Source organism: Streptomyces lanatus (assembly GCF_014655715.1).
Taxonomy (GTDB): Bacteria; Actinomycetota; Actinomycetes; order Streptomycetales; family Streptomycetaceae; genus Streptomyces; species Streptomyces lanatus.
Map to the genome: position 1 here is coordinate 45240 of NZ_BNBM01000014.1, position 21360 is coordinate 66599.

The following is a 21360-nucleotide window of genomic DNA, read 5'->3' on the forward strand; positions in this document are numbered from 1 at the left end:
GCATCACAGATCGTCAGGTCCACTGGTCGACAAATCCGGAAATCAGCGAATGAAGTGGGTGGCCGAAAATCGCCGATACCGGAGGTAACGGCGAACTGGCCTGGAATGACAAAGAGTTGGTTGATCTCGGCCGCTCCGGGTCCCTACATTCCTCCGCCGTGTGCAACGAGCACCGCTCGGGTACGTCCGCCGACCGCACCAGCCAGCTCGCAGCACGACCTTCCGGCGGACGGGGCGAGCGCCACCGACGCGCCCCATGGCGTGGTCGGCGGTGTTCCGCCTTGGGGGACCCCGAGTGCTTCGAGAGGGAACTACATGTCCGAATGTGCCGATAACACTCACGACAACGCTCGCAAGGCGCCGAAGGCTTCGAACGGAAGTCGCACGCGTACGACGGCGGTCCTCGCCGGGGCGGCACTGCTCGCCCCGCTCGGACTGCTGGCCGCCACCGGCAACGCCGCGGCGGCGGACAGCGGAGTGTGGGACCGCATCGCCCAGTGCGAGAGCGGCGGCAACTGGCACATCAACACCGGCAACGGCTACTACGGCGGGCTCCAGTTCTCCGCCTCCACCTGGCGCGCGTACGGCGGTACGGCCTACGCGCCGACGGCGGACCAGGCCGGCAAGGCCCAGCAGATCGCCGTGGCCACCAAGGTCCAGCGCGCCCAGGGATGGGGCGCGTGGCCCACCTGTTCGGCCCGGGCCGGAGCGTACGGGAGCGCACCCGAGGCGTCTTCGTCCTCCGCGAAGGCCGCCCCGTCGACTCCGGCGCGGACGCCGGAGCGTTCGTCGGGACACACGACCCGCGACGCCTCCCGCGGTGACTACACCGTCCGCGAGGGCGACACGCTGAGCGGCATCGCCGCCCGGCACGGGACCACCTGGCGGCAGCTCTACGCCGCCAACAAGTCCGTCATCGGCGGCGATCCCGATGTCATCGTGCCCGGACAGCGTCTCGAACTCTGAGCGAGGCTCCAGGGGCCCCGCCCGGTCCGCCGACCGGGTGGGGCCCCGCGGCCCTTCGACGTGCCGCACCGGCCGGCGGCAATAAGCTGCCTAGCGTGCTGATATGAAATACGCATCGCTCACGATCGCCCTGGCCACCGCCCTGTTGACCGCCGTCACGCCGGGGGCCGCACACGCCACACACGCGCCCCAGGTGGCGCCTCCTCTACCGGCCGCCGGACCACCGCCCAAACCCGCGGCACTGGCCTGTGCCAAGGACCATTGGCCCTGGGGCTGTGTCGCCAAGTGCGAGAGCGGCGGCAATTGGCGGATCAACACCGGCAACGGCCACTTCGGCGGGCTCCAGTTCTCGCAGCCGACCTGGGAGGGCTTCGGCGGGCTGAAGTACGCCCCGCGCGCGGATCTCGCCTCCCGCGAGGAGCAGATCACCATCGCCCGCAAGGTCGTGGCCGTGCAGGGCTGGGGGGCCTGGCCGCACTGCTCCCGGCGGTACGGGCTCAAGGGCCGGATGAAGTGGGAGAAGCCCGGCGTCGCCGCCGACCACCGGCTGACCCCCGGCTCGCTGCTGCTCAGGCCGAAGGGCCTGAACCGGTGGGGCGCGCTGCTGCCCGGCGCGCGAATTCACACGCCTCTCCGCTGAACACGACCGCGCCGCGCCGCAGTTCGTGGACGAGTGCCGCCCGGTCCCGCAGCACGGGCGGCAGTCGTTGTTCGGCGACGATCACGCACGCGTCGAGTCCGCTCAGCAACTCGTACGTGTGCGCGGCGACCGTGGGTGACATGCCCTGCGCGGGCTCGTCCACGAGCACGACACGCGCGCGTGCCAGCAGGGCGCGGGACAGCGCCAGCATGCGCTGCTCACCGCCGGACAGGGTGCCGGCGCGGCGCGCCAGGAGCGGCTCAAGCGCCGGATAGGCGTCGAGGGCGATGTCGTACGACACGGCCGCCAGTTCGAGGTTCTCGCGCACGGTGAGGGAGCCGAACACCGCCTGCCGCTCGGGGACCAGGCACAGTCCGCGGCGGGCCCGCTCGTACGCCGGGACTCGGGTCACGTCGACGCCGTCCCACACCACCGCGCCGCCCGAGAGCCGCACCGTGCCGGCCAGGGCGCGCAGGGCGGTCGTACGGCCGGATCCGTTACGGCCCAGCAGGACGGTCAGCCCGGGGCCGGCGGCGGCGATCGTCACGCCGTGGAGGGCCTCCAGGGGGCCGTAGCGCACGCGCGCGTGGCGCAGGGAGACGGCCGTCATGCGGGGGCCTCCTGGGTGCCTGCCGCGTCCAGTATGCGGTCGGGTGGGCCGGAGGCGACGATGCGGCCCGCCGCCATGACGTGCACGGTGTCGGCGAGGTCGGCGACCAGGTCGAGGTCGTGCTCGACGACGAGGAGGGCCATGCCGTCGGCGGCGAGGGCCTTGAGGACGCGGACGAGTGCGGTGACTTCCGCCGTGTCCAGGCCGGCGGCGGGTTCGTCGAGCAGGAGGACGCGCGGGGCGCCGGCGAGGGCTCGGGCGAGTTCGACGCGACGGAGGGTGCCGGTGGGGAGGTCGGCGGCGGGGAGGGCGCGTACGGGGCCGTCCAGGCCCAGGAGTCTCAGGGTTCGCTCCACGGCCGACGGGTCCTGGACGTGGCCCTGTTCGGCTCCCACGCGGACGTTCTCCGCGACGGTCAGGGTCGGGAACACGGACAGTTGCTGGAAGGTGCGGGCGATGCCGAGGCGGGTGCGGGTGTGGGCGGACAGGTGGGTGATGTCCCGGGGGCCGAGGAGGACTTGGCCGTGTGTGGGGTGGTGGGTGCCTGCCAGGCAGTGGAACAGGGTGGATTTGCCTGCGCCGTTGGGGCCGACCATGGCGGTTATGTGGCCGGGTGGGATGGTGAGGGTGATGTCGGAGAGGGCGGTGAAGCCGTCGTAGCGGGCGTGCAGGTGGTGCGTGGAGAGTGCCGGGGGGTGGGGGTGCGCGCGGCCTTCGGCCGCGTTCGGATTCCCACCCGCACCGCCTGTGCGGGCATCGTCGTCGGGTGTGGGTGGCCCTTGTGGGGGCTTGGCGCCGTCGGCGGGTGTCGGGTTCGTGGGGGGAGTCGTCTCCGCCGATCCGGACGCCGTCACCCCCGCCAAAGCAGGCTGCGGCCCCACTCCCCGCCCCGCCGGCCGCAGCCGCCCCCGCACCCGTGCGCCCAGCCCCGTGAGCCGCACCCCCCGCCGGAGCCGGAATGTCTCCGTCGCCGTTCGCAGCGCCTCGTACGGTCCCCCGGGGAAGCGCCCCACCGTCACCGCCAGTACCCCGATCAGGGCCGCCGCCACGCCGCCCTTGGCGCCCGCGTCGAGGCCTACGAGGAGGGCCGCGGCCAGCAGGGCGCCCAGGGTGCTGTCGGCGCCGAGGACGACCACCGCGGCGAACCAGAGGAGGCCGCGGACCGGGTCGTAGGCGGCGGGGTCGAAGGCGCGCAGGCCCATGCCGAGCATGCCGCCGCCGAGGGCGGCCAGGGCGGCGCCCGAGACGAAGGCCAGGAGCTTGAGGGAGGGCACCTGGACGCCCGCCGCCGACGCCCCGGACTCGTGGTCCCGCATCGCCGCCAGGGCCCGGCCCGTGCGGCCCCGGCGCAGCAGCCAGGTCGCGAGCAGGGCCGCCGCGAGGAGGGTGAGTTCCAGGACGTAGTACGCGCGGTCGCCCTCGAAGCCCGCCGGGCGGCCGAGCGACAGGCCCGCGATCGCGTACGGCTGGGCGAAGACGAAGCGGCTCACGCCGACGCCGACCGCGAAGGTGGCCAGGGCCAGCGCCAGGCCGCGGCGGCTGATCGCCGGCCAGCCGGTCAGGAGGCCCAGCGGAGCCACCAGGATGACCGCCAGCGCCAGTGCGGCGAGCTCCGGCAGGCGGGGCAGGCCCGGGAAGCGGCCGGCCGCCAGCAGGGCCGTGAACAGCGCGCCCAGGCCCGCGTAGGCCGCCTGTCCGAGGGAGATCTGGCCGCCGCGGCCGGTGACGACGACCAGGGAGAGCAGGACGACGCCCAGCGCCGGCACCTGCACCGACGTGTGCAGATCCGAGCCCGCGAAGCCGAGCGGGAGCAGGAAGAGGACGAGCGCCACGATCCAGGCGCCCGGAGGTGTCGGCACGCGCGCGGTGGCCGTGCGCGGGAGCGCGTCGCGCGTGCCCACGCTCGGCAGGGCCAGGGCCGCGATCAGCAGGGCCACCACGAAGAGGTTGGTGCTGACCGCCTGGAGCAGGGGCGCGCCCCAGCCCGACGGGTGCAGGCGCGTCAGCTGGCTCTGGGCCACGCCGATGGCCAGCGCCGTCACGACGGCGACCGGAAGGCTGCGCATCCTCGCGGCCACTGCCACCGCCACGACCTCCATGACCAGCAGCGGCATGCCGTACGGGTCCAGGCGGACGTAGGGGGCGAGTAGTACGCCTGTCAGGCCCGCCGTGAATGAGCCGAACGCCCAGCCCGCTGCCGCCACCCGGTCCGCGTCGATGCCCCCGAGGACCGCCAGTTGACGGTCGTCCACCACCGCGCGGAGTTCGCGGCCGAAGCGGGTCCAGCGGATCACCGCCCCGACCCCGGCCGCCAGCAGCAGCGCCACCGCCAGCTGGCCCCACGGGTCAGCCGACACCAGCTCCGGCGCGTCGTCCCGCGCCCCCTGGCCCCACAGCAGCGCCGCCCCGCCCACCAGCAGCACGAACACCCCGATGGACGCCACCAGGGTCTGCGCCGGGTCGCTGCCCAGGACGGACAGGGGTCGGAAGACGAACCGTTCCAGCAGCATCCCGATCCCGGGCGCCACGAGCAGCAGCGTCACCGTCGCGCCCGCCCACAGCGGCCAGCCCCACTCCACCACGCACTGGCGGAGCAGGTAGGCGCACACCATCGCGATCGCGCCGTGCGCGAAGTTCAGCACGCCCGTCGCGCGGTACGTCACGATCAGGCCGATCCCGGTGAGCGCGGCGGCGCTGCCGACCGACAGACCGGCCAGGGTGAGGTCGTACGTCAGGGAGGACATCAGTCATCCGCTTCGGCGGGCTCACAGATCGGGCACGGGCCCAGTTCGCCGCTCCTCACCAGCTTCGCATCGACGGGGACGGCCTCCACCTTCCCGGCGACCAGCGGACAGTCCGCCCGGTGCCAGAGCGTGCCGCCGGGGACCATGAGGAGGTCTCCGCTGACCGCCAGCGGCGCGGTGGCGCCCGGCCCGGACTCTTCGGCGTCGGTGGGCTCCGCGGCCACCAGAAGGGCGTACAGCTCCTCCACGCGCGCGGCGGCGAGGGCGCTGCGGCCATGGGTCAGCAGCACCGCCCCGGCGATGATCAGCGCGGCGCCGGGCACCGTGCAGGACGCGAGATACGGCAGCTGCCGCTCGGCGAACCGCTCGCCGGAGACGCCGTACCAGCCGATGACGCACAGCACCGCCCCCGCGGCGAGCGCGGCCCAGCCGGCCCACAGGACGGGGTGCACGGTCCGCAGTCGCGCTGTCCGCATCGCCGGCTCCCACACGTCGGGTTCTCACGCATGCACACGGGGTTTCCGTGCATGTGCCTGTCCATGTCAGCCAATGGCTTGCACTATGCCTCCTGCAAGCTGACCCTGAAAGCACCGGGCGCACACGGCCCGGATCGACACCCGGTGGTGAGCCAGATGGTTCTCGGGAGCGACCTCAGGCGGCGCGACGCGCGCAGGGGACGGGGTACGGCACTGGCGGCCGCCCTGCTTCTCCTCCTCGCTCCGGCCCTCGCGGCATGCAGCGACGACGAAGGAGGCGGCGGCAGCGAGACCCCGCCGACCCCGACCGTCGAGCGGACCGAGCAGTCGCCGGCCGCCTCCGCCCCCGCCGACGCGGGAGCGGCCGAGACGGAGATCAGGCAGAACTGGCAGAAGTTCTTCGACCCGAAGACCACCACGGAGGACAAACAGACCGTCCTGGAGAACGGCGAGCAGATGGCGCCGGTCCTGCAGGCGTTCAGCGGTGACGAGCGCGGCGGACAGGTCCAGGCGAAGGTCTCCAAGGTCGAGTTCACCTCGCCGACCGAGGCCAACGTGACCTACGACCTGACCCTGAAGGGCGCCACCGCCCTGCCGAACGCCGCCGGAACCGCCATCGAACAGGACGGCACCTGGAAGGTGTCCGCCAAGACCCTGTGCGCGCTGGTCCAGATGAGCGGCAATGGGTCATCGATCCCGGGGTGCTGAGGCGGCGATCTTCGTGCTGCTGCTGACTCTGAGCACGGCGTGCGGCAGCAGGCTGCCGGAGAGCGACTTCGAGCACCGGGACCGGGGAACTCCCTCGGAGCCGGACCGCGGCCCGATCCGCGTCGGCATCATCACCAGCGCCACCAGCCCGGTCGGCGGCAACGCCTTCACCGGCCCGCGCGACGGCGCCAAGGCGTACTTCGACCGCCTGAACGCGCGCGGCGGCATCGACGGCCGCCGCGTCGAGGTACGCCTGTGCGACGACGGCGGCAGCGGCGTCGGCAACAACGAGTGCGTGCACGAGCTGATCGACGAGGACAAGGTCGTCGCCCTCGTCGCCACCACCGCCCTGGACTACGCCGGCGCCGCGCGCGTCTCACGCGCACGCGTGCCCGACATCGGCGGCCAGCCCATCGGGGCCGCCTACGACACCTATCCGCACCTGTACGGCATCTATGGCAGCCTCGCGCCCCGCGACGGCACCACCGGCTGGGACGGCCAGCAGTACGGCGGCACGGAGGTCTACCGCTACTTCAAACGCGAGCACGGTGCCCGTACGGCCGCCGTCGTCTCCTACAACCAGCCCGCGTCGGCCGCCTACGCCCGGCTCGTCGAACGGGGCCTGAAGGCCGAGGGCTACAAGGTGGTCACCGAACAGGTCGACTTCGCCCTGCCCAACTTCCGCGCGGTCGCCGCCGACCTGAAGAAACAGGGCGCCGACCTCGTCTTCGACGCCATCGACACCCATGGCAACGCCCGGCTGTGCGAGGCGATGGACGACGTCGGCGCCGATGTCACCGCCAAGGTCACGAACGTACAGAACTGGACGTCCACCGTCGCCGAGGACTACAAGGACGCCCCGCGCTGCCGCAACGCCCTGTGGGCGACCGGGTCGTCCCGCGACTACGAGGACACGGACCAGGACGCCGTACGGGAGTTCAGGGACGCCACGAAGGGGTTGGAGACCCACTCGCAGTGGCAGCTGGAGGGCTGGGCGGCGGCCATGTGGTTCACGGACGCGGCGAAGGCCTGCGCCGAACAGGGCGTCACGCGCGCGTGCGTCGACGACCACATGAACCGCAGCCAGGGATACACCGCCGACGGCCTGCTGATCCCGGTCACCTTCGAGCGGCTGCCGGAGCCGCCGAAGAGCCGCCGGACCTGTCTGTCGGTGGCCCGCTGGGAGGACGGCCGCGGCTGGATCTCCCAGGGCGACATGAACACCACCTGCTTCGAGGTTCCGCAGCTGCCGTACCAGCCGTGACGGGCAACCAAAAGGCCGTATCGCCGGTCCAACCGACAGAGCCGAGAGCCGAGGGAGGAGCCGCAGCGCATGACGCCCGTGCCGCAGGCCGCACCCTTGAGCGCCGACTGCATCGCGGATTCGGCGGGCGGACTGACCTTCGACGTCACCGCCGTCGGGTCCGCCGCGGAGGCCCATCTCGTGCTGCGCCACCGCGAGGGCGACGAGGAGGTCACCCTGCCCCTGACGCCGGCTACGACCGGCCGGCTGCGCGCCGCCCTGCCCAGCAGTGTCCCGCTGCCGGAGGGCCACTGGGACGCGTACGCCAGCGTCAGGGACGAACACCCGGACCGGCTGGTGCCGGGCGCCATGGAAGTGCATCCGTCGGCGTCCCGGGTGCCGTACGAGACGCGCGGTGGCAACCTCAGCGTGGAATGCCGCCATGAGGGGACGCCGCTCAGGGTGACGCCCTTAGAGGCCACCTTCTAGGCGACTGGCAGACTCGGACCATGTTGGACACGTCGGCCAGGCTCCTGCGGCTGCTCTCCCTCCTCCAGGCCCACCGCGAATGGTCCGGCGCCGACCTGGCCGACCGCCTCGGTGTCACCCCGCGCACCATCCGCCGCGACGTCGACCGACTGCGCGAGCTGGGCTACCCGGTCAACGCCAGCCCCGGCACGGGAGGCGGCTACCAGCTCGGCGCCGGCGCCGAACTCCCGCCCCTGCTGCTGGACGACGACGAGGCCGTCGCCGTCGCCGTCGGCCTGCGCACCGCCGCCGGCCATGGCATCGAGGGCATCGGCGAGACCTCGGTACGGGCCCTCGCCAAGCTGGAGCAGGTCCTGCCGAACCGGCTGCGCCGCCGCGTCGGCGCCCTGAACGCCTTCACCGTGCCCATGCTGCGCGGCCCCCAGCCCTCCGCCGTCGACCCGGCCGTGCTCACCGAGCTCGCCCACCTCTGCCGGGACGGCGAGCGGCTGCGCTTCGAGTACCGCGACCACGAGGGCGCCGCCACCCGCCGCAGCGTCGAACCGCACCGCCTGGTGTGCAGCGAGCGCCGCTGGTACCTGGTCGCCTGGGACCTCGACCGTGAGGCCTGGCGGACGTTCCGCGTCGACCGCGTCACCCCGAAGCCCCCGCACGGCCCGCGCTTCACCCCGCGCACCCCGCCCGCCGAGGATCTCGCCGCGTATGTCTCCCGGGGCGTCTCCACGCGCGCGTACGCCTCGCAGGCCGTGATCCGGCTGCTGGTGCCCCTGGAGGTGGCGGCGGAGAGCATCTCGCCGACGGCGGGCCAGCTGGAGGCGGCCGGCCCCGACAGCTGTCTGCTGCGCACCGGGGCCGGGAGCCTCGATGTGATGGTGATCCATGTGATGCTCATGGGCTTCGAGTTCGAGGTGGTGGAGCCGGCCGAGCTGGTCGAGACGATCAGGGCGGCCCACGGTCTGCTCACTCGCTGCTTGGCGCGGGCCGCGGAGCCTCCAACGCATGCTCGGGATGGTGCAGATCGAACGCCGGGGACTCCGAGCGGATCTTCGGCAGGGTGAGGAAGTTGTGCCGCGGCGGCGGGCAGGATGTCGCCCACTCCAGGGAGCGGCCGTAGCCCCAGGGGTCGTCGACCTCGACCTTCTTGCCGTACTTGGCGGTCTTCCAGACGTTGTAGAGGAACGGCAGTGTCGACAGGCCGAGCAGGAAGGCGCCGATCGTCGAGACCGTGTTCAGCGCCGTGAAGCCGTCGGCCGCCAGATAGTCGGCGTAGCGGCGGGGCATGCCCTCCGCGCCCAGCCAGTGCTGCACCAGGAACGTGGTGTGGAAGCCGACGAACAGCGTCCAGAAGTGGATCTTGCCGAGCCGTTCGTCGAGCATCTTCCCGGTGAACTTCGGCCACCAGAAGTGGAACCCGGCGAAGATCGCGAAGACGACCGTGCCGAAGACGACGTAGTGGAAGTGGGCGACCACGAAGTACGAGTCGGAGACATGGAAGTCCATCGGCGGGGAGGCGAGGATCACCCCCGTCAGACCGCCGAACAGGAACGTCACCAGGAAGCCCGTCGCCCACAGCATCGGGGTCTCGAAGGACAGTGAGCCCTTGAGCATGGTCCCGGTCCAGTTGAAGAACTTCACTCCCGTCGGCACGGCGATCAGGAAGCTCATGAAGGAGAAGAACGGCAGCAGCACCGCGCCGGTGACGAACATGTGGTGCGCCCACACCACGATCGACAGACCGGTGATCGCCATCGTCGCCCCGACCAGCGTCAGATAGCCGAACATGGGCTTGCGCGAGAACACCGGGATGATCTCGCTGATGATGCCGAAGAACGGCAGCGCGATGATGTACACCTCGGGATGGCCGAAGAACCAGAACAGGTGCTGCCACAGCAGCGCCCCGCCGTTGCCCGCGTCGAACACCACCGACCCGAACCGGCGGTCCGCCTCCAGCACCAGCAGCGCCGCCGCCAGCACCGGGAACGCCATCAGGATCAGGATCGACGTGAACAGCGTGTTCCACACGAAGATCGGCATCCGGAACATCGTCATGCCGGGGGCGCGCATCCCGATGATGGTGGTGATGAAGTTGACCGCGCCGAGGATGGTGCCGAAGCCGGCCAGCGCCAGGCCCATGATCCACAGGTCGGGGCCGATGCCGGGGGAGCGTTCCAGGCTGTTGAGCGGGGCGTAGGCGAACCAGCCGAAGCCCGCCGGTCCGTCCGGCACGATCAGCGAGCCCATCACGATGAGGCCGCCGAACAGGAACAGCCAGTACGAGAACATGTTCAGCCGCGGGAAGGCGACGTCCGGGGCGCCGATCTGCAGCGGCATCAGCTCATTGGCGAAGCCCGCGAAGCTCGGGGTCGCGAACAGCAGCAGCATGATCGTGCCGTGCATGGTGAACAGCTGGTTGAACTGCTCGTTGCTGAGCAACTGCATCCCGGGCCGGGCCAGTTCGGCCCGCATCAGCAGGGCCATCACACCGCCGGCCAGGAAGAACCCGAACGACGTGATCAGGTAGAGATGGCCGATCTTCTTGTGGTCGGTGGTGGTGAGCCAGTCGACGACCACCCGGCCGCCCGGCTGTCTGCTCGGCATGGGCCGTGCCGTCGCCTGCGCGGACTGCGTCCCCATCGCTCGCTCGCCCCTTCGCTCGTCGCGTCCCGGGCCCGCTGAAGCCCGCGTCGCACCCGTCGACGCGAGTTCACGCCATGATGCTCGCGTCGGCCGCGCTCCGACAGGGGGCGTACGGAGGTTCTGTGGTGGAACCATGTACTTTCTGTGCGGCGCTCCCTCCCGCGGCTCGCGTGGAATCGGGAAGAAGAGACGCAGCGGACAGTTCCTCGGGAACTTTTCCGCCGGGCTCTCGAACCGGTCCGCGCGACACGCGGGAATTACGATCGAATGCCTGCACAAGGCCCAGAGAATCCCTCGTCCGTGTGACGGCCGGTCGATGCCTAAGGCTTGTCCAATGGACCGAAACGCGTGTCGTGATTCTGTGACAAAAGCGTGACCCGAGAGGTACGTGTGACTCGGATGGCCGCTACAAAGGATCGCGGAAGGGTCGCGGAAGGATCGCCGTCCGCTCTGGCCCGACGCCTTGTGGAGGCCCTAGCGTGGGCCGCATGGCACCCATTCCGAAACCCCCCGCAGAACCCGAGGACAACCCGGACGCGTATGTCGGTCTCGACGCCGACCGGGCCGAGCGGCTGGCCCGTGACCGTGGGTGGTCGACGGTGCGTTCGCTGCCGCCGGGGGCGATCATCACCATGGAATACCGGAGCGGTCGCCTGAACTTCGAGGTCAAGGACGGCCAGGTGGCGCGGGCCTGGAAGGGCTGACGACATGCGAAGGCCCCGGTTCCGTCGGGAACCGGGGCCTTCCGCCGTGCTGGTCAGCCGCCCGCGAGCGGGCGGGCCGTCGGGGCCGAGCCGCGGGTGATGCGGTCCGTGTGCGGCGGGCGGCGGCTGCCGGCCGGGGTGACCGGGGTGCGCTCCGCGCGGGCCGTGTGCGGGCCCGGAGCCAGATAGGCGGGCTGGTGGACGGTCGCCCGGGGGGAGTGCGCCGCGGCTGCCGCCTCGCGGGCCGCGACCTCCTTGTCGGCGGGCACGGGCCGCGGCTTGAGCGGCACCGGCGCCCCGACCGGAGCGGTCGGTACCGGAACGCTGCTGGTCCGGCGCTCGCGCACGCGGTCGCGCAGGTCCAGGATCCAGGTCTCGGCGCGGGTGATGAGCGGCTCGAACCACGGCAGGGCGAGCAGGATCAGCAGGCCCGCGGCCCAGCCGAGCAGCACATCGCTCAGCCAGTGCGTACCGAGGTACACGGTGGACAGGCCGACACCCAGCGAGGTCACCGCCGACAGGGCCGACAGCCAGCGGCGCGCTCTCGGCGTCGAGGCCAGATAGGCGAGGATTCCCCAGGTCACCACGGCGTTGGCGGTGTGGCCGCTGGGAAATATATCGCCGCCGAGCCACATCTCGTTCGAGCCGATGCTGGTCGCGTAGTGCGGTCCGAGGCGGCCCATGCCGAGCTTCGCGGCACCCACGGTGATGTTCAGCAGGAGCAGCGAGACACCGAGCGCGAGCAGCGGCCGCAGCGTGTGCTGCCGCCAGGAGCGCCAGCCCAGCCAGGCCGCGACCATCACGGCGGTGGGGCCGCGCTGGCCGAGCACCACGTAGTAGTCGACGAAGGCGTGGATCTCCGACCACTGCTGGTAGGGCCGGAAGAACATGACCTGCCAGTCCAGCCGGACCAGCCAGGAGGTGATGACGACGGCCCACACGATCGCCACGTAGAAGGCCAGGGTCGCGCCCAGGAGCACGATCCTGTGCCGGCTCATTTCGGGCACGCTGATCAGAGCCGGTCGTTCCGGCTCACGATCCAGCCTGGCGAACACCCGGTCCAGACGGGTGGGCTTCCGTTCGGTACACACCCAATCGACGTTACAGCGAGTGAGCTCAGAACCCGGGCGATTCAACGGCTTTGTGATGACGATGTGATGTGGGATTCCTCTCAGCCGGAGGTTTAATTCCAGTGAATCCACAATCACCGGACAGTGTGGCCTTCAATTCTTTTGATCATTCCGGATGGGGAGTTAATTGCGCTTTTGAGTTCGTTCACCCGGGCATAATCTGGAATTCTCTCGGGGCACACCGGCGCTCACCCCAGGTCAGGGCGGACCGCTGCCGTTCAGCCAGAACGCCCCGTACACCGCCGACGCCACGGCCACCGCCCCCATCACCAGCGCCGACCTGCGTGTACGCAGCCCGGCCAGGGACCGGGCGAGCGGCAGCAGCAGCGGGAACGCGGGCAGCAGCAGGCGCGGTTTCGAGCCGAAGTAGCTCGACGCGCACAGGGCGAGCGCGGTCACGACGCCCGCGTACACCAGGAGCGGCAGCGGCTGGCGTTGCCGTACACAGACGACATACAGCCAGATCAGCAGCCCCACACCCACGATCAGCCCGACGCCCGCCAGGGCCGAAGGGAACGACGTGAACTTTTCGCCGACGAATCGGGCGAAGGCGTATCCGCCGTCGAAGCCGTTGCGCCAGCCCGCCTGGACGTCGAGATAGCCCAGCGGACCCTTGCCGGTGCGATGGCCGACCCACAGGACGTATCCGGCGGCGCCGAGCGGGGCGAGCAGCATGCCGAGGACGCGGCGCACCGCCGGACCGGGGGCGTGTGCCGGGGCGTCCACGCCCGACGCCGGCCCCGCGCTTCGCTCCCGCACGAACGCGGCGATGCCCGTCACCCACACCGCCGCGACCACGGCGAGACCCACCGGACGGGTCAGCCCGGCCAGCAGCGCCAGCGTGCCCGCCGTGAGCCAGCGGCCGGTCAGCACGGCGTACAGCGACCACGCCGCCAGCGCCGTGAACAGCGACTCGCTGTACGCCATCGACTGCACGATCCCGACCGGCAGCACCGCCCACAGCAGCACGGCACACACCCCGACACGACGGCCGTACACATGGTCCGCCACCGCGAAGATCCCCCACGCGGCGGCGAGCGAGGCGAGCAGGCTGACGACGAAGCCGGCGTCGGCATACGACAACGAGGGCAGCTGCGCGCCCAGCCGCTCCAGCCAGGGCAGCAGCGGGAAGAACGCGAGATTCGAGTGCACGTCCCCGTTGGGCAGGCGCACCTCATAGCCGTAGCCCCGCTCGGCGACCCGGGTGTACCAGAGCGCGTCCCAGCGTGCCGTCAGCAAGGTGTACGCGTCCTTGTCGCGCGCCGCGCTCCACAGGGTCAGGGCGAGCAGGCCCAGGGCGCGTACGGCCGCGTACCCGAGGAGCGCCGGGGCGGCCCGGCGCAGCGCCTCGGAGCGGGCCGGGGACGCGCGCATCGCAAGATCGGTCACGGGCCCGATTATCGGCCGGGCGTGAATCGCGAGGTCGGCCGGGACGCGGCCGAAGGGGGCGGGAGTGGTGTATGCCACACTCGTTGCGTCGGATGTGTGAGAGGTCCGCCACTCGGCGCGGACAGGGACTCGCGTACTCTGACGAGTCACTCGCCCTCGTTTGCGCGGGTCGGAGACCACCGCTCCTCTCCGGCCGAGTCGCGGGGAGTCCCCACCCCGTGTACCGCCTAGGGCGAGGGAACATCTGGGAGGTACGTACATGTCCGGGACGACCACGGCTGCCGCTGCGCTGCGCCGTCGGGCGGCCGGGGCCGGTGCCAACCGCTGGGTCGTCCTCGTCGTCCTCTGTGTCAGCCTGCTGCTCGTCGCGGTCGACGCGACGGTGCTGCATGTGGCGGTGCCCGCCGTCACCGAGGACCTCCGGCCCGGCGCGATAGAACTGCTCTGGATCGTCGACATCTATCCGCTCGTCTGCGCCTCGCTGCTGATCCTCTTCGGCACGCTCGGCGACCGGGTCGGCCGCAGACGCGTCCTGCTCCTCGGATACGGCCTCTTCGGCCTCGCCTCCGGTCTCGCGGCCCTCGCGCACGACCCACAGGTACTGATCCTGGCCCGCGCCCTGCTCGGCGTCGGCGGCGCGATGATCATGCCCGCGACCCTGTCGATCCTGCGCCAGGTCTTCCCCGACCGGCGTGAGCGGGCCCTCGCCATCGGCATCTGGAGCGCCGTGGCCGCGGTCGGCGCGGCGGTCGGACCGCTGCTCGGCGGCTTCCTCCTCGAACACTTCTGGTGGGGTTCGGTCTTCCTCGTCAACATCCCGCTGATGCTGGTCAGCCTCCCCGTCGGACGGCTGCTGCTGCCCGAGTCCAAGGGCGACCCCAAGGGCCCCTGGGACGTCATCGGCGCGCTGCTCGCGGCGGCCGGCCTCTTCGGCGTCGTCCTCGGCGTGAAGCGGCTCGGCGGCGGGGAGCCGGTGGCCAGCCTGCTCACCCTGGTGCCGCTGGTGGCCGGCGCGGTGATGCTGGTCCTCTTCGTACGCCGGCAGAAGCGGCGGACGTATCCGCTGGTGGACCTGCGGATGTTCGCGCGACCGGCGTTCAGTACGTCCGTCGGGTGCATCGTGCTGGCGATGCTCGCGCTGGTCGGCCTGGAGCTGATCGCGGCGCAGTACCTCCAGCTGGTGCTCGGCCTCTCGCCGCTGGAGACGGGGCTACGGCTGCTGCCGCTCACGTTCGCGGCGATGGCGTCCGGACTCGCGGGCGCGCGGATGCTACGGCGGTTCGGGCCGCGGCGGATGGTGTGCGCCGGGTTCTGTCTGACCGCCCTCGCGGTGATCGTGCTGACCGCGATGGGCGCCGAGGACGATCCCGGGCTGCTGCTCTTCGGGTTCGTGCTGCTGGGCTTCGGCCTGGAGACCACGCTCTTCGGGGCGTACGAGTCGATGCTGAGCGAGGCTCCGCCGGAGCAGGCCGGCGGGGCGGCGGCGATCGGGGAGACGTCGTACCAGCTGGGCGCGGGGATCGGCATCGCGTTGCTGGGCAGCGTGATGAACGCGGCGTACGCCCCCGGGCTTTCGGGTGTGTCGGGGGTGCCTGCATCGGCCTCTACGGCGGCTTCCCACTCGTTGGGGGAGGCGTACGAGGTCGCTGCGCAGCTGGGCGGGTCGGCGGGGGGTGCCCTGCATCATGCTGCTCGGGAGGCGTTCGTGCACGGGCTGCATGTGACGTTGCTCGTGAGTGCGGGGTTGTTGTTGCTGGGGGCGGCCATGGCGTTGCGGTTGCCGCGGACCATGCAGTGCGAGGCCCCTGCCGTGGAGTTGCCCAAGCCTCGGGAAGTCGCCGAGTCCCGCGTCTCCGCTTGACCAAAGCCTTCTCCCACCCGCGCACCACCGGTTTCCAGTGGGCTGAGGAGTGGACCTCCCCTGTGGGGGTTCTCGCCATCGGCGGCTTGCGGTGTACGTACTGGACGTGCGGGACACTGCGTCGTAGCGTCTGGCCTCAGTCGTAATTAGCGGTGCTAGTTTTCCGTGCTGCCGGAGGGTCTCCCATGTCCGCGTCCTCGAAGTTGCCCCCGTTCGATCCCGCCGACCCCCTCGGCATCGACGATCTCCTGGAACCCGAGGACCTGGCCGTCCGGAGCACCGTGCGGGCGTGGGCGGCGGATCGGGTCGTGCCGTATGTCGCCGAGTGGTACGAGAACGGTGAGCTGCCGGGGATCCGTGAGCTCGCCCGTGAGCTCGGGGAGATCGGTGCCCTCGGGATGTCGCTCACCGGGTACGGGTGCGCCGGGGCCTCCGCCGTGCAGTACGGGCTCGCCTGTCTGGAGCTGGAGGCCGCCGACTCCGGGATCCGGTCCCTGGTCTCCGTGCAGGGATCTCTCGCCATGTACGCCATTCACCGGTTCGGGAGCGAGGAGCAGAAGCAGCAGTGGCTGCCGCGGATGGCCTCCGGTGAGGTGATCGGCTGCTTCGGGCTGACCGAACCCGACCATGGGTCCGACCCCGGCTCCATGCGGACGTACGCCAAGCGCGACGGCTCCGACTGGGTCCTCAACGGGCGGAAGATGTGGATCACCAATGGGTCAGTGGCGGGGGTCGCGGTCGTGTGGGCGCAGACCGACGACGGGATCCGGGGGTTTGTCGTCCCTGCCGACAGTGCTGGGTTCTCCGCGCCCGAGATCAAGCACAAGCTGTCGCTGCGCGCCTCCGTCACCAGTGAGCTCGTGATGGACGACGTACGGCTGCCGGGCGATGCCGTGCTGCCCGACGTCGTCGGGCTCAAGGGGCCGCTCAGCTGTCTCTCGCACGCCCGGTACGGGATCGTGTGGGGCGCCATGGGTGCGGCGCGGTCCTGTTTCGAGGCCGCTGTCGAGTACGCGAAGACTCGGGAGCAGTTCGGCCGGCCGATCGGGGGCTTCCAGCTCACCCAGGCCAAGCTCGCCGACATGGCGCTCGAACTGCACAAGGGGATCCTGCTCGCCCACCATCTGGGGCGGCGGATGGACGCCGGCCGGCTGCGTCCGGAACAGGTCAGCTTCGGAAAGCTGAACAATGTCCGCGAGGCCATCGACATCTGCCGTACGTCACGGACGATTCTCGGTGCCAACGGGATCTCGCTCGAATACCCCATCATGCGGCACGCGACCAACCTCGAATCGGTGCTCACCTATGAGGGCACCGTCGAGATGCACCAGCTCGTGCTGGGCAAGGCGCTCACCGGGCTCGACGCCTTCCGCTGACCCACCAGGGGGCAGGGCCGGTGAACGGCCCTGCCTCAGCTCTGGTTGTAGAAGCCGTCCTCGCGGCGGGACGCGCGCTCACCGCTGACGATCTCCGTGTCGGCGGGGCTCAGCAGGAACACCCGGTTGGACACGCGGTCGATGGAACCGCGCAGGCCGAAGATGAGCCCCGCGGCGAAGTCCACGACGCGCTTGGCGTCGCCGGGCTCCATGGCCGTGAGGTTCATGATGACCGGGACCCCGTCCCGGAACAGCTCGCCGATGGCGCGGGCGTCCCGGAAGCTGTCCGGGGTGACCGTGCCGATACGGCGGCCCTTCTCCTCGGCGACATCCGTGGCCACCTTGACCCGCGGGTCGGTGACCCAGGCCTCCCCGGGCTCGGCCCCTTCGGAGTAGTCGTCGTCGTAGTAACGCTCGTCATCGTTGTCGTCAACGAGGCCCAGCCAGGCACTCGCCTTGCGCACCGATCCCATGGACGCCTCCTCTCACAGCGGTCTCTTCTGCTTTCCGCATCCCTATGGTCATCCATGATGCGGACGTCACGCCAAGTGGATAGACGCCGCGCGGGGGGTTTGTGACGGTACTGGTGCACAGCCAATACGTCGAGAGCCCGTGTCCCCCAAGGGGCATGCCACGTACGGCTGCTGACTGGGAGTGAAATATGATTCTTCGCGGCGTATGGGTGATGCGGGGTGCGTACGGGTGAACGAGACGGCCCTGGCGATCGGCGCGGCGGCCGGTACGATGCGGCAGCTCAGCGTCATGGCTACGTCGTAAGAACCTCGGGGGAGCGTCGTGTTCGGAATTGTCAGGCCCTGTCGTCATCGCCTCGGAGAGAATCTCACGGGACAGTGGATGGCGCATTTGTGCGGGCTGTGCCTCTCGTTGCGGGGCGACCATGGCCAGTTCGCGCGGATCGTGACGAACTACGACGGGCTCCTCATCTCCGTACTGACGGAAGCTCAGGCGCGGCAGGACAGCGGACTTCGGCGTACGGCGGGACCGTGCCCGTTGCGCGGGATGCGCACCGCCTCCGTAGCACAGGGTGAGGGTGCCCGCCTCGCGGCCGCCGTCTCACTGGTGCTCGCCTCGGCCAAGGTGCGCGACCATATGGCCGACGGCGACGGACTGCTGGCCCGCAAGCCGGTGGCCCTCGCGGCGCGCCGGGTGGCGGCCGGCTGGGGCGCTGCGGGTGCCCGGAGCGGCTCGGCCGTCGGGTTCGACACCGCCGTACTGGTCGACGCCGTGGACCGGCAGGTCGGCATCGAGGCGCTCGCCGGGATCGGGACGTCGGTCCTCACCGTGACCGAGCCGACCGAGACCGCGACCGCCGCCGCCTTCGCGCACACCGCGATCCTGGCCGGACGGCCCGGCAACGCCGAGCCGCTCGCCGAGGCCGGGCGCCTCTTCGGACGGCTCGCGCACCTCCTGGACGCCGTGGAGGACCGGGCCGCCGACGCCGAGGCGGGGGCGTGGAACCCGCTGACGGCGACCGGGACCTCGCTCGCCGAAGCGCGCCGGCTCGCCGATGACGCCGTGCACGGGGTGCGGCTGGCGCTGCGGGAGGTCGAGTTCACGGATCCGGGGCTCGCCCATCTGCTGCTGGTGCATGAGCTGCGGCGCTCGGTGGACCGGGCGTTCGGGACGGTGCCGATGTGCTCGTCCCATGCCTCGCATCAGCCCGGGCCTTACGGGCAGCAGCCGCAGCTCCCGCAGCAGGGGCCGTATGGGGCGCCGCAGAATCCGTATGCCGGTGGCGGGAATCCATATGCCGGGGGGAATCCCTACGCCGGCGGTGGGGGTGCGCCCGGCGGTGGTGGCGGGGGCTTTGGTGGTGGGGGCGGTGGTGACTTCGGTGGGTTCGGTGGTGGGGCCGCGCCGCAGCCGCCGAAGGGACGGCGCGGGTTCTGGGCCGGCTGCGGGATGTTCTGGCTGCTGTGCTGCACCTGCAAGCTGTGCTGCGCGAAGGAGTACGAGGGCCCGTGGTCGCGCAAGAAGCGTGAGGGCTGCTGCCGTGACTGCGACTGTGACGGCTGCGACTGCTGCTGCCCCTGCGACGGTTGCTGACGCGGATTCCGAGGGCGGTCGGCCCGGCGCAAGCCGTGCCGACCGGCTCTGACCGGGGCAGGAGCGGTCAACCAGCACAGATGGTTCAAAGGTTGACGGCCGAAAGGCGCCCTTGTGCCAACCGGTCGTTCGGCCGAATACTCCCCTCAGCGCTTGTCAGGGGCACGGCGTATTCGAAATCCGGACAACGGCCCTCTGACTGCGCCTCACACCGGGCCCCGACCCCACGCGGGCCCCCGACTTCCCTTGGAGGGAACGAAAAGTGAGGATCAAGCGCACCACCCCCCGCAGCGGCATTACGAGACGGACCCGGCTGATCGCCGTTTCCACCGGCCTCGTTGCCGCGGCCGCGATCGCGATCCCCAACGCGACCGCCGCGGAGACTCCCGCCACCTTCAGCGCCGCCCAGCTCAAGAGCGCCAGCGGCTCCGTACTGAAGGCCGACGTACCCGGCACCGCCTGGTCCGTCGACAGCAAGACCAACCGCGTCACGGTGACCGTCGACTCCACGGTCTCCCAGGCGGAGATAGCCAAGATCAAGGAACAGGCCGGGGCGAACGCCGACGCGCTCACCATCAAGAGCGTCCCCGGCAAGTTCAGCAAGTTCATCCAGGGCGGCGACGCCATCTATGCGAGTAGCTGGCGCTGCTCGCTCGGCTTCAACGTCCAGGACAGCAGCGGCAACCAGTACTTCCTGACCGCCGGCCACTGCACCGACGGTGCGGGCACCTGGTGGTCCAACTCCGGCCACACCTCGGTCATCGGCTCGACCGCCGGCTCCAGCTTCCCGGGCAACGACTACGGCATCGTGCGCTACTCCGGTTCCGTCAGCCGGCCCGGCACCGCGAACGGCGTGGACATCACGCGCGCGGCCACGCCCAGCGTGGGCACCACCGTCATCCGTGACGGCTCCACCACCGGTACGCACAGCGGCCGGGTCACCGCCCTGAACGCCACCGTCAACTACGGCGGCGGCGACATCGTCTCCGGCCTGATCCAGACCACGGTCTGCGCCGAGCCCGGCGACTCCGGCGGTTCGCTCTACGGCAGCAACGGCACCGCGTACGGTCTGACCTCCGGCGGCAGCGGCAACTGCTCCTCCGGTGGCACGACCTTCTTCCAGCCGGTCACCGAGGCCCTCAGCGCGTACGGCGTCAGCGTCTACTGAGACCTCCGTCCGGCCTGATCGACAGCAAGCAGCCAGCAGCAGACGAGCCCCCGCACGCAACTGCCGTGCGGGGGCTCGCCCTTGCTCCGGCGGCGGGGTTACCGTCGACGTACAGGCAGTACTCCGCTGTGATGCGCCCACGTCGGACCCTGGGGGTCGGTGATGGTCGAGGAGCTGGTGGCGGCGGGAGTGACGCTCGCGTCCGCCGGGCTGGTCTATGTGGCGGCGGCCGCGCGGGTCGTCAAGCAGTACGAACGGGGCGTGGTGTTCCGCCTCGGGAAGCTCCGGCCCCAAGTGCGCGGGCCAGGGTTCACGATGATCGTGCCGGGCGTCGACAAACTGCGCAAAGTGAACATGCAGATCGTGACGATGCCCATTCCCGCCCAGGAGGGCATCACCCGGGACAATGTGACCGTACGGGTCGATGCCGTCGTCTACTTCAAGGTGACCGCGCCGGCCGAGGCGGTCGTACGGGTGGAGGACTACCGGTTCGCGGTCTCGCAGATGGCGCAGACGTCGCTGCGGTCCATCATCGGCAAGAGCGAGCTCGATGATCTGCTGTCCAGCCGCGAAAAGCTCAACCAGGGGCTGGAGTTGATGATCGACAGTCCGGCCGTCGAGTGGGGCGTGACGATCGACCGGGTGGAGATCAAGGACGTCTCCCTGCCCGAGACCATGAAGCGGTCGATGGCGCGGCAGGCCGAGGCCGACCGGGAGCGGCGGGCACGGGTCATCAACGCCGACGCGGAACTTCAGGCCTCCAAGAAGCTGGCCGAGGCCGCTCATCAGATGGCCGATACTCCCGCGGCCCTTCAGCTGCGTCTGCTGCAGACGGTGATGGCGGTGGCGGCCGAGAAGAACTCCACGCTGGTGCTGCCGATTCCGGTGGAATTGTTGCGGTTCCTGGAGAAAGGTGGCCCGGTCGCGCAGGAAGTGCCGTCCCGGGAACCTCGGTTGGAATCGGGTCCCGGAGGGGCGATTTCAAGACAGGAGTAGACCTCACGCGTTGGTGATGGGATGCTCGCTTGCGGTGTTTGCTGTGCGAAGGCACCGGGTGTGACTGTGCACGGTCAAGACAGCGGGGGCGTGGAAACGCGTTCTACGCGCGTCCTGAAGTCGACCTTGTGCACTCCCTGTGACCCTCGCAATAGT

At 70.8% G+C, this 21360-nt stretch carries 19 protein-coding genes; 12 read left to right on the forward strand and 7 right to left on the reverse strand.

The window, feature by feature from the left end:
* Window positions 1–315: 315 nt before the first annotated feature.
* Both IE325_RS30855 and IE325_RS30860 read left to right on the forward strand, forming a co-directional pair.
* A complete protein-coding gene (locus IE325_RS30855; protein ID WP_190073397.1) occupies window positions 316–966 on the forward strand; it encodes a LysM peptidoglycan-binding domain-containing protein in 651 nt (216 codons plus the stop codon).
* A gap of 103 nt (window positions 967–1069) precedes the next feature.
* Window positions 1070–1606, forward strand: coding sequence for a transglycosylase family protein (locus IE325_RS30860; RefSeq protein ID WP_190073398.1), 537 nt, complete (start codon window positions 1070–1072; stop codon window positions 1604–1606).
* Here IE325_RS30860 and IE325_RS30865 read toward each other — a convergent pair.
* Genes IE325_RS30865 through IE325_RS30875 form a run of 3 tightly spaced genes read right to left on the reverse strand, consistent with a single transcriptional unit; the run spans window position 1536 to window position 5436 of the window.
* Window positions 1536–2216 carry an ATP-binding cassette domain-containing protein gene (locus IE325_RS30865; RefSeq protein ID WP_190073399.1) on the reverse strand — a complete coding sequence of 227 codons (681 nt, stop codon included), beginning with the start codon at window positions 2214–2216 and terminating at the stop codon, window positions 1536–1538. The genes IE325_RS30860 and IE325_RS30865 overlap by 71 nt on opposite strands.
* Entirely contained in the window at window positions 2213–4960 is a 2748-nt protein-coding gene (locus tag IE325_RS30870; protein ID WP_190073400.1) for an ABC transporter permease subunit, read from the reverse strand. The genes IE325_RS30865 and IE325_RS30870 overlap by 4 nt, the downstream gene beginning before the upstream one ends.
* Window positions 4960–5436: a hypothetical protein gene (locus IE325_RS30875; protein ID WP_190073401.1), complete on the reverse strand. Its 477-nt coding sequence runs from the start codon at window positions 5434–5436 to the stop codon at window positions 4960–4962. Before IE325_RS30875 ends, IE325_RS30870 begins: the two co-directional genes overlap by 1 nt.
* A 156-nt stretch (window positions 5437–5592) precedes the next feature.
* Here IE325_RS30875 and IE325_RS30880 point away from each other — a divergent pair, with 156 nt between their 5' ends.
* From IE325_RS30880 to IE325_RS30895, 4 genes are all read left to right on the forward strand, one after another.
* The gene (locus tag IE325_RS30880; RefSeq protein ID WP_190073402.1) at window positions 5593–6144 is read left to right on the forward strand and encodes an MTB12 C-terminal domain-containing protein; all 552 of its coding nucleotides are present in this window, start codon (window positions 5593–5595) and stop codon (window positions 6142–6144) included.
* The gene (locus IE325_RS30885; RefSeq protein ID WP_190073403.1) at window positions 6119–7408 is read left to right on the forward strand and encodes an ABC transporter substrate-binding protein; all 1290 of its coding nucleotides are present in this window, start codon (window positions 6119–6121) and stop codon (window positions 7406–7408) included. Before IE325_RS30880 ends, IE325_RS30885 begins: the two co-directional genes overlap by 26 nt.
* 69 nt (window positions 7409–7477) lie before the next feature.
* Window positions 7478–7876 (forward strand): hypothetical protein, encoded by a 399-nt coding sequence (locus IE325_RS30890; RefSeq protein WP_190073404.1) that lies wholly within the window; start codon window positions 7478–7480, stop codon window positions 7874–7876.
* 20 nt (window positions 7877–7896) lie between these two features.
* Window positions 7897–8934 carry a helix-turn-helix transcriptional regulator gene (locus tag IE325_RS30895; RefSeq protein WP_190073405.1) on the forward strand — a complete coding sequence of 346 codons (1038 nt, stop codon included), beginning with the start codon at window positions 7897–7899 and terminating at the stop codon, window positions 8932–8934.
* Here the strand turns inward: IE325_RS30895 and ctaD are convergent.
* On the reverse strand, window positions 8837–10510 hold the full coding sequence (ctaD, locus tag IE325_RS30900) for an aa3-type cytochrome oxidase subunit I (protein WP_190073406.1): 1674 nt from the start codon (window positions 10508–10510) through the stop codon (window positions 8837–8839). The genes IE325_RS30895 and ctaD overlap by 98 nt on opposite strands.
* 491 nt (window positions 10511–11001) lie before the next feature.
* On the opposite strand from ctaD, the gene IE325_RS30905 reads away from it, so the two are divergent.
* Window positions 11002–11217: an I78 family peptidase inhibitor gene (locus IE325_RS30905; protein ID WP_190073407.1), complete on the forward strand. Its 216-nt coding sequence runs from the start codon at window positions 11002–11004 to the stop codon at window positions 11215–11217.
* A gap of 53 nt (window positions 11218–11270) precedes the next feature.
* Here the strand turns inward: IE325_RS30905 and IE325_RS30910 are convergent, their stop codons facing one another.
* On the reverse strand, window positions 11271–12308 hold the full coding sequence (locus IE325_RS30910) for a phosphatase PAP2 family protein (RefSeq protein WP_190073408.1): 1038 nt from the start codon (window positions 12306–12308) through the stop codon (window positions 11271–11273).
* A gap of 237 nt (window positions 12309–12545) precedes the next feature.
* A complete protein-coding gene (locus IE325_RS30915; protein ID WP_373315249.1) occupies window positions 12546–13736 on the reverse strand; it encodes a mannosyltransferase family protein in 1191 nt (396 codons plus the stop codon).
* 259 nt (window positions 13737–13995) lie between these two features.
* On the opposite strand from IE325_RS30915, the gene IE325_RS30920 reads away from it, so the two are divergent.
* On the forward strand, window positions 13996–15597 hold the full coding sequence (locus IE325_RS30920) for an MFS transporter (protein WP_190073409.1): 1602 nt from the start codon (window positions 13996–13998) through the stop codon (window positions 15595–15597).
* A 185-nt stretch (window positions 15598–15782) separates the two neighbouring features.
* On the forward strand, window positions 15783–16973 hold the full coding sequence (locus IE325_RS30925; protein ID WP_190073410.1) for an acyl-CoA dehydrogenase family protein: 1191 nt from the start codon (window positions 15783–15785) through the stop codon (window positions 16971–16973).
* 35 nt (window positions 16974–17008) lie between these two features.
* On the opposite strand, the gene IE325_RS30930 is transcribed toward IE325_RS30925, so the two are convergent.
* Window positions 17009–17446 carry a cell division protein SepF gene (locus IE325_RS30930; protein WP_190073411.1) on the reverse strand — a complete coding sequence of 146 codons (438 nt, stop codon included), beginning with the start codon at window positions 17444–17446 and terminating at the stop codon, window positions 17009–17011.
* 382 nt (window positions 17447–17828) lie between these two features.
* Here IE325_RS30930 and IE325_RS30935 point away from each other — a divergent pair, with 382 nt between their 5' ends.
* From IE325_RS30935 to IE325_RS30945, 3 genes are all read left to right on the forward strand, one after another.
* On the forward strand, window positions 17829–19040 hold the full coding sequence (locus IE325_RS30935; protein WP_229912133.1) for a DUF5685 family protein: 1212 nt from the start codon (window positions 17829–17831) through the stop codon (window positions 19038–19040).
* A gap of 262 nt (window positions 19041–19302) precedes the next feature.
* Window positions 19303–20208, forward strand: coding sequence for a S1 family peptidase (locus IE325_RS30940; RefSeq protein ID WP_190073413.1), 906 nt, complete (start codon window positions 19303–19305; stop codon window positions 20206–20208).
* Between the two features lie 162 nt (window positions 20209–20370).
* Entirely contained in the window at window positions 20371–21204 is an 834-nt protein-coding gene (locus tag IE325_RS30945) for a slipin family protein (RefSeq protein WP_190073594.1), read from the forward strand.
* The last annotated feature ends 156 nt before the right edge of the window (window positions 21205–21360 follow it).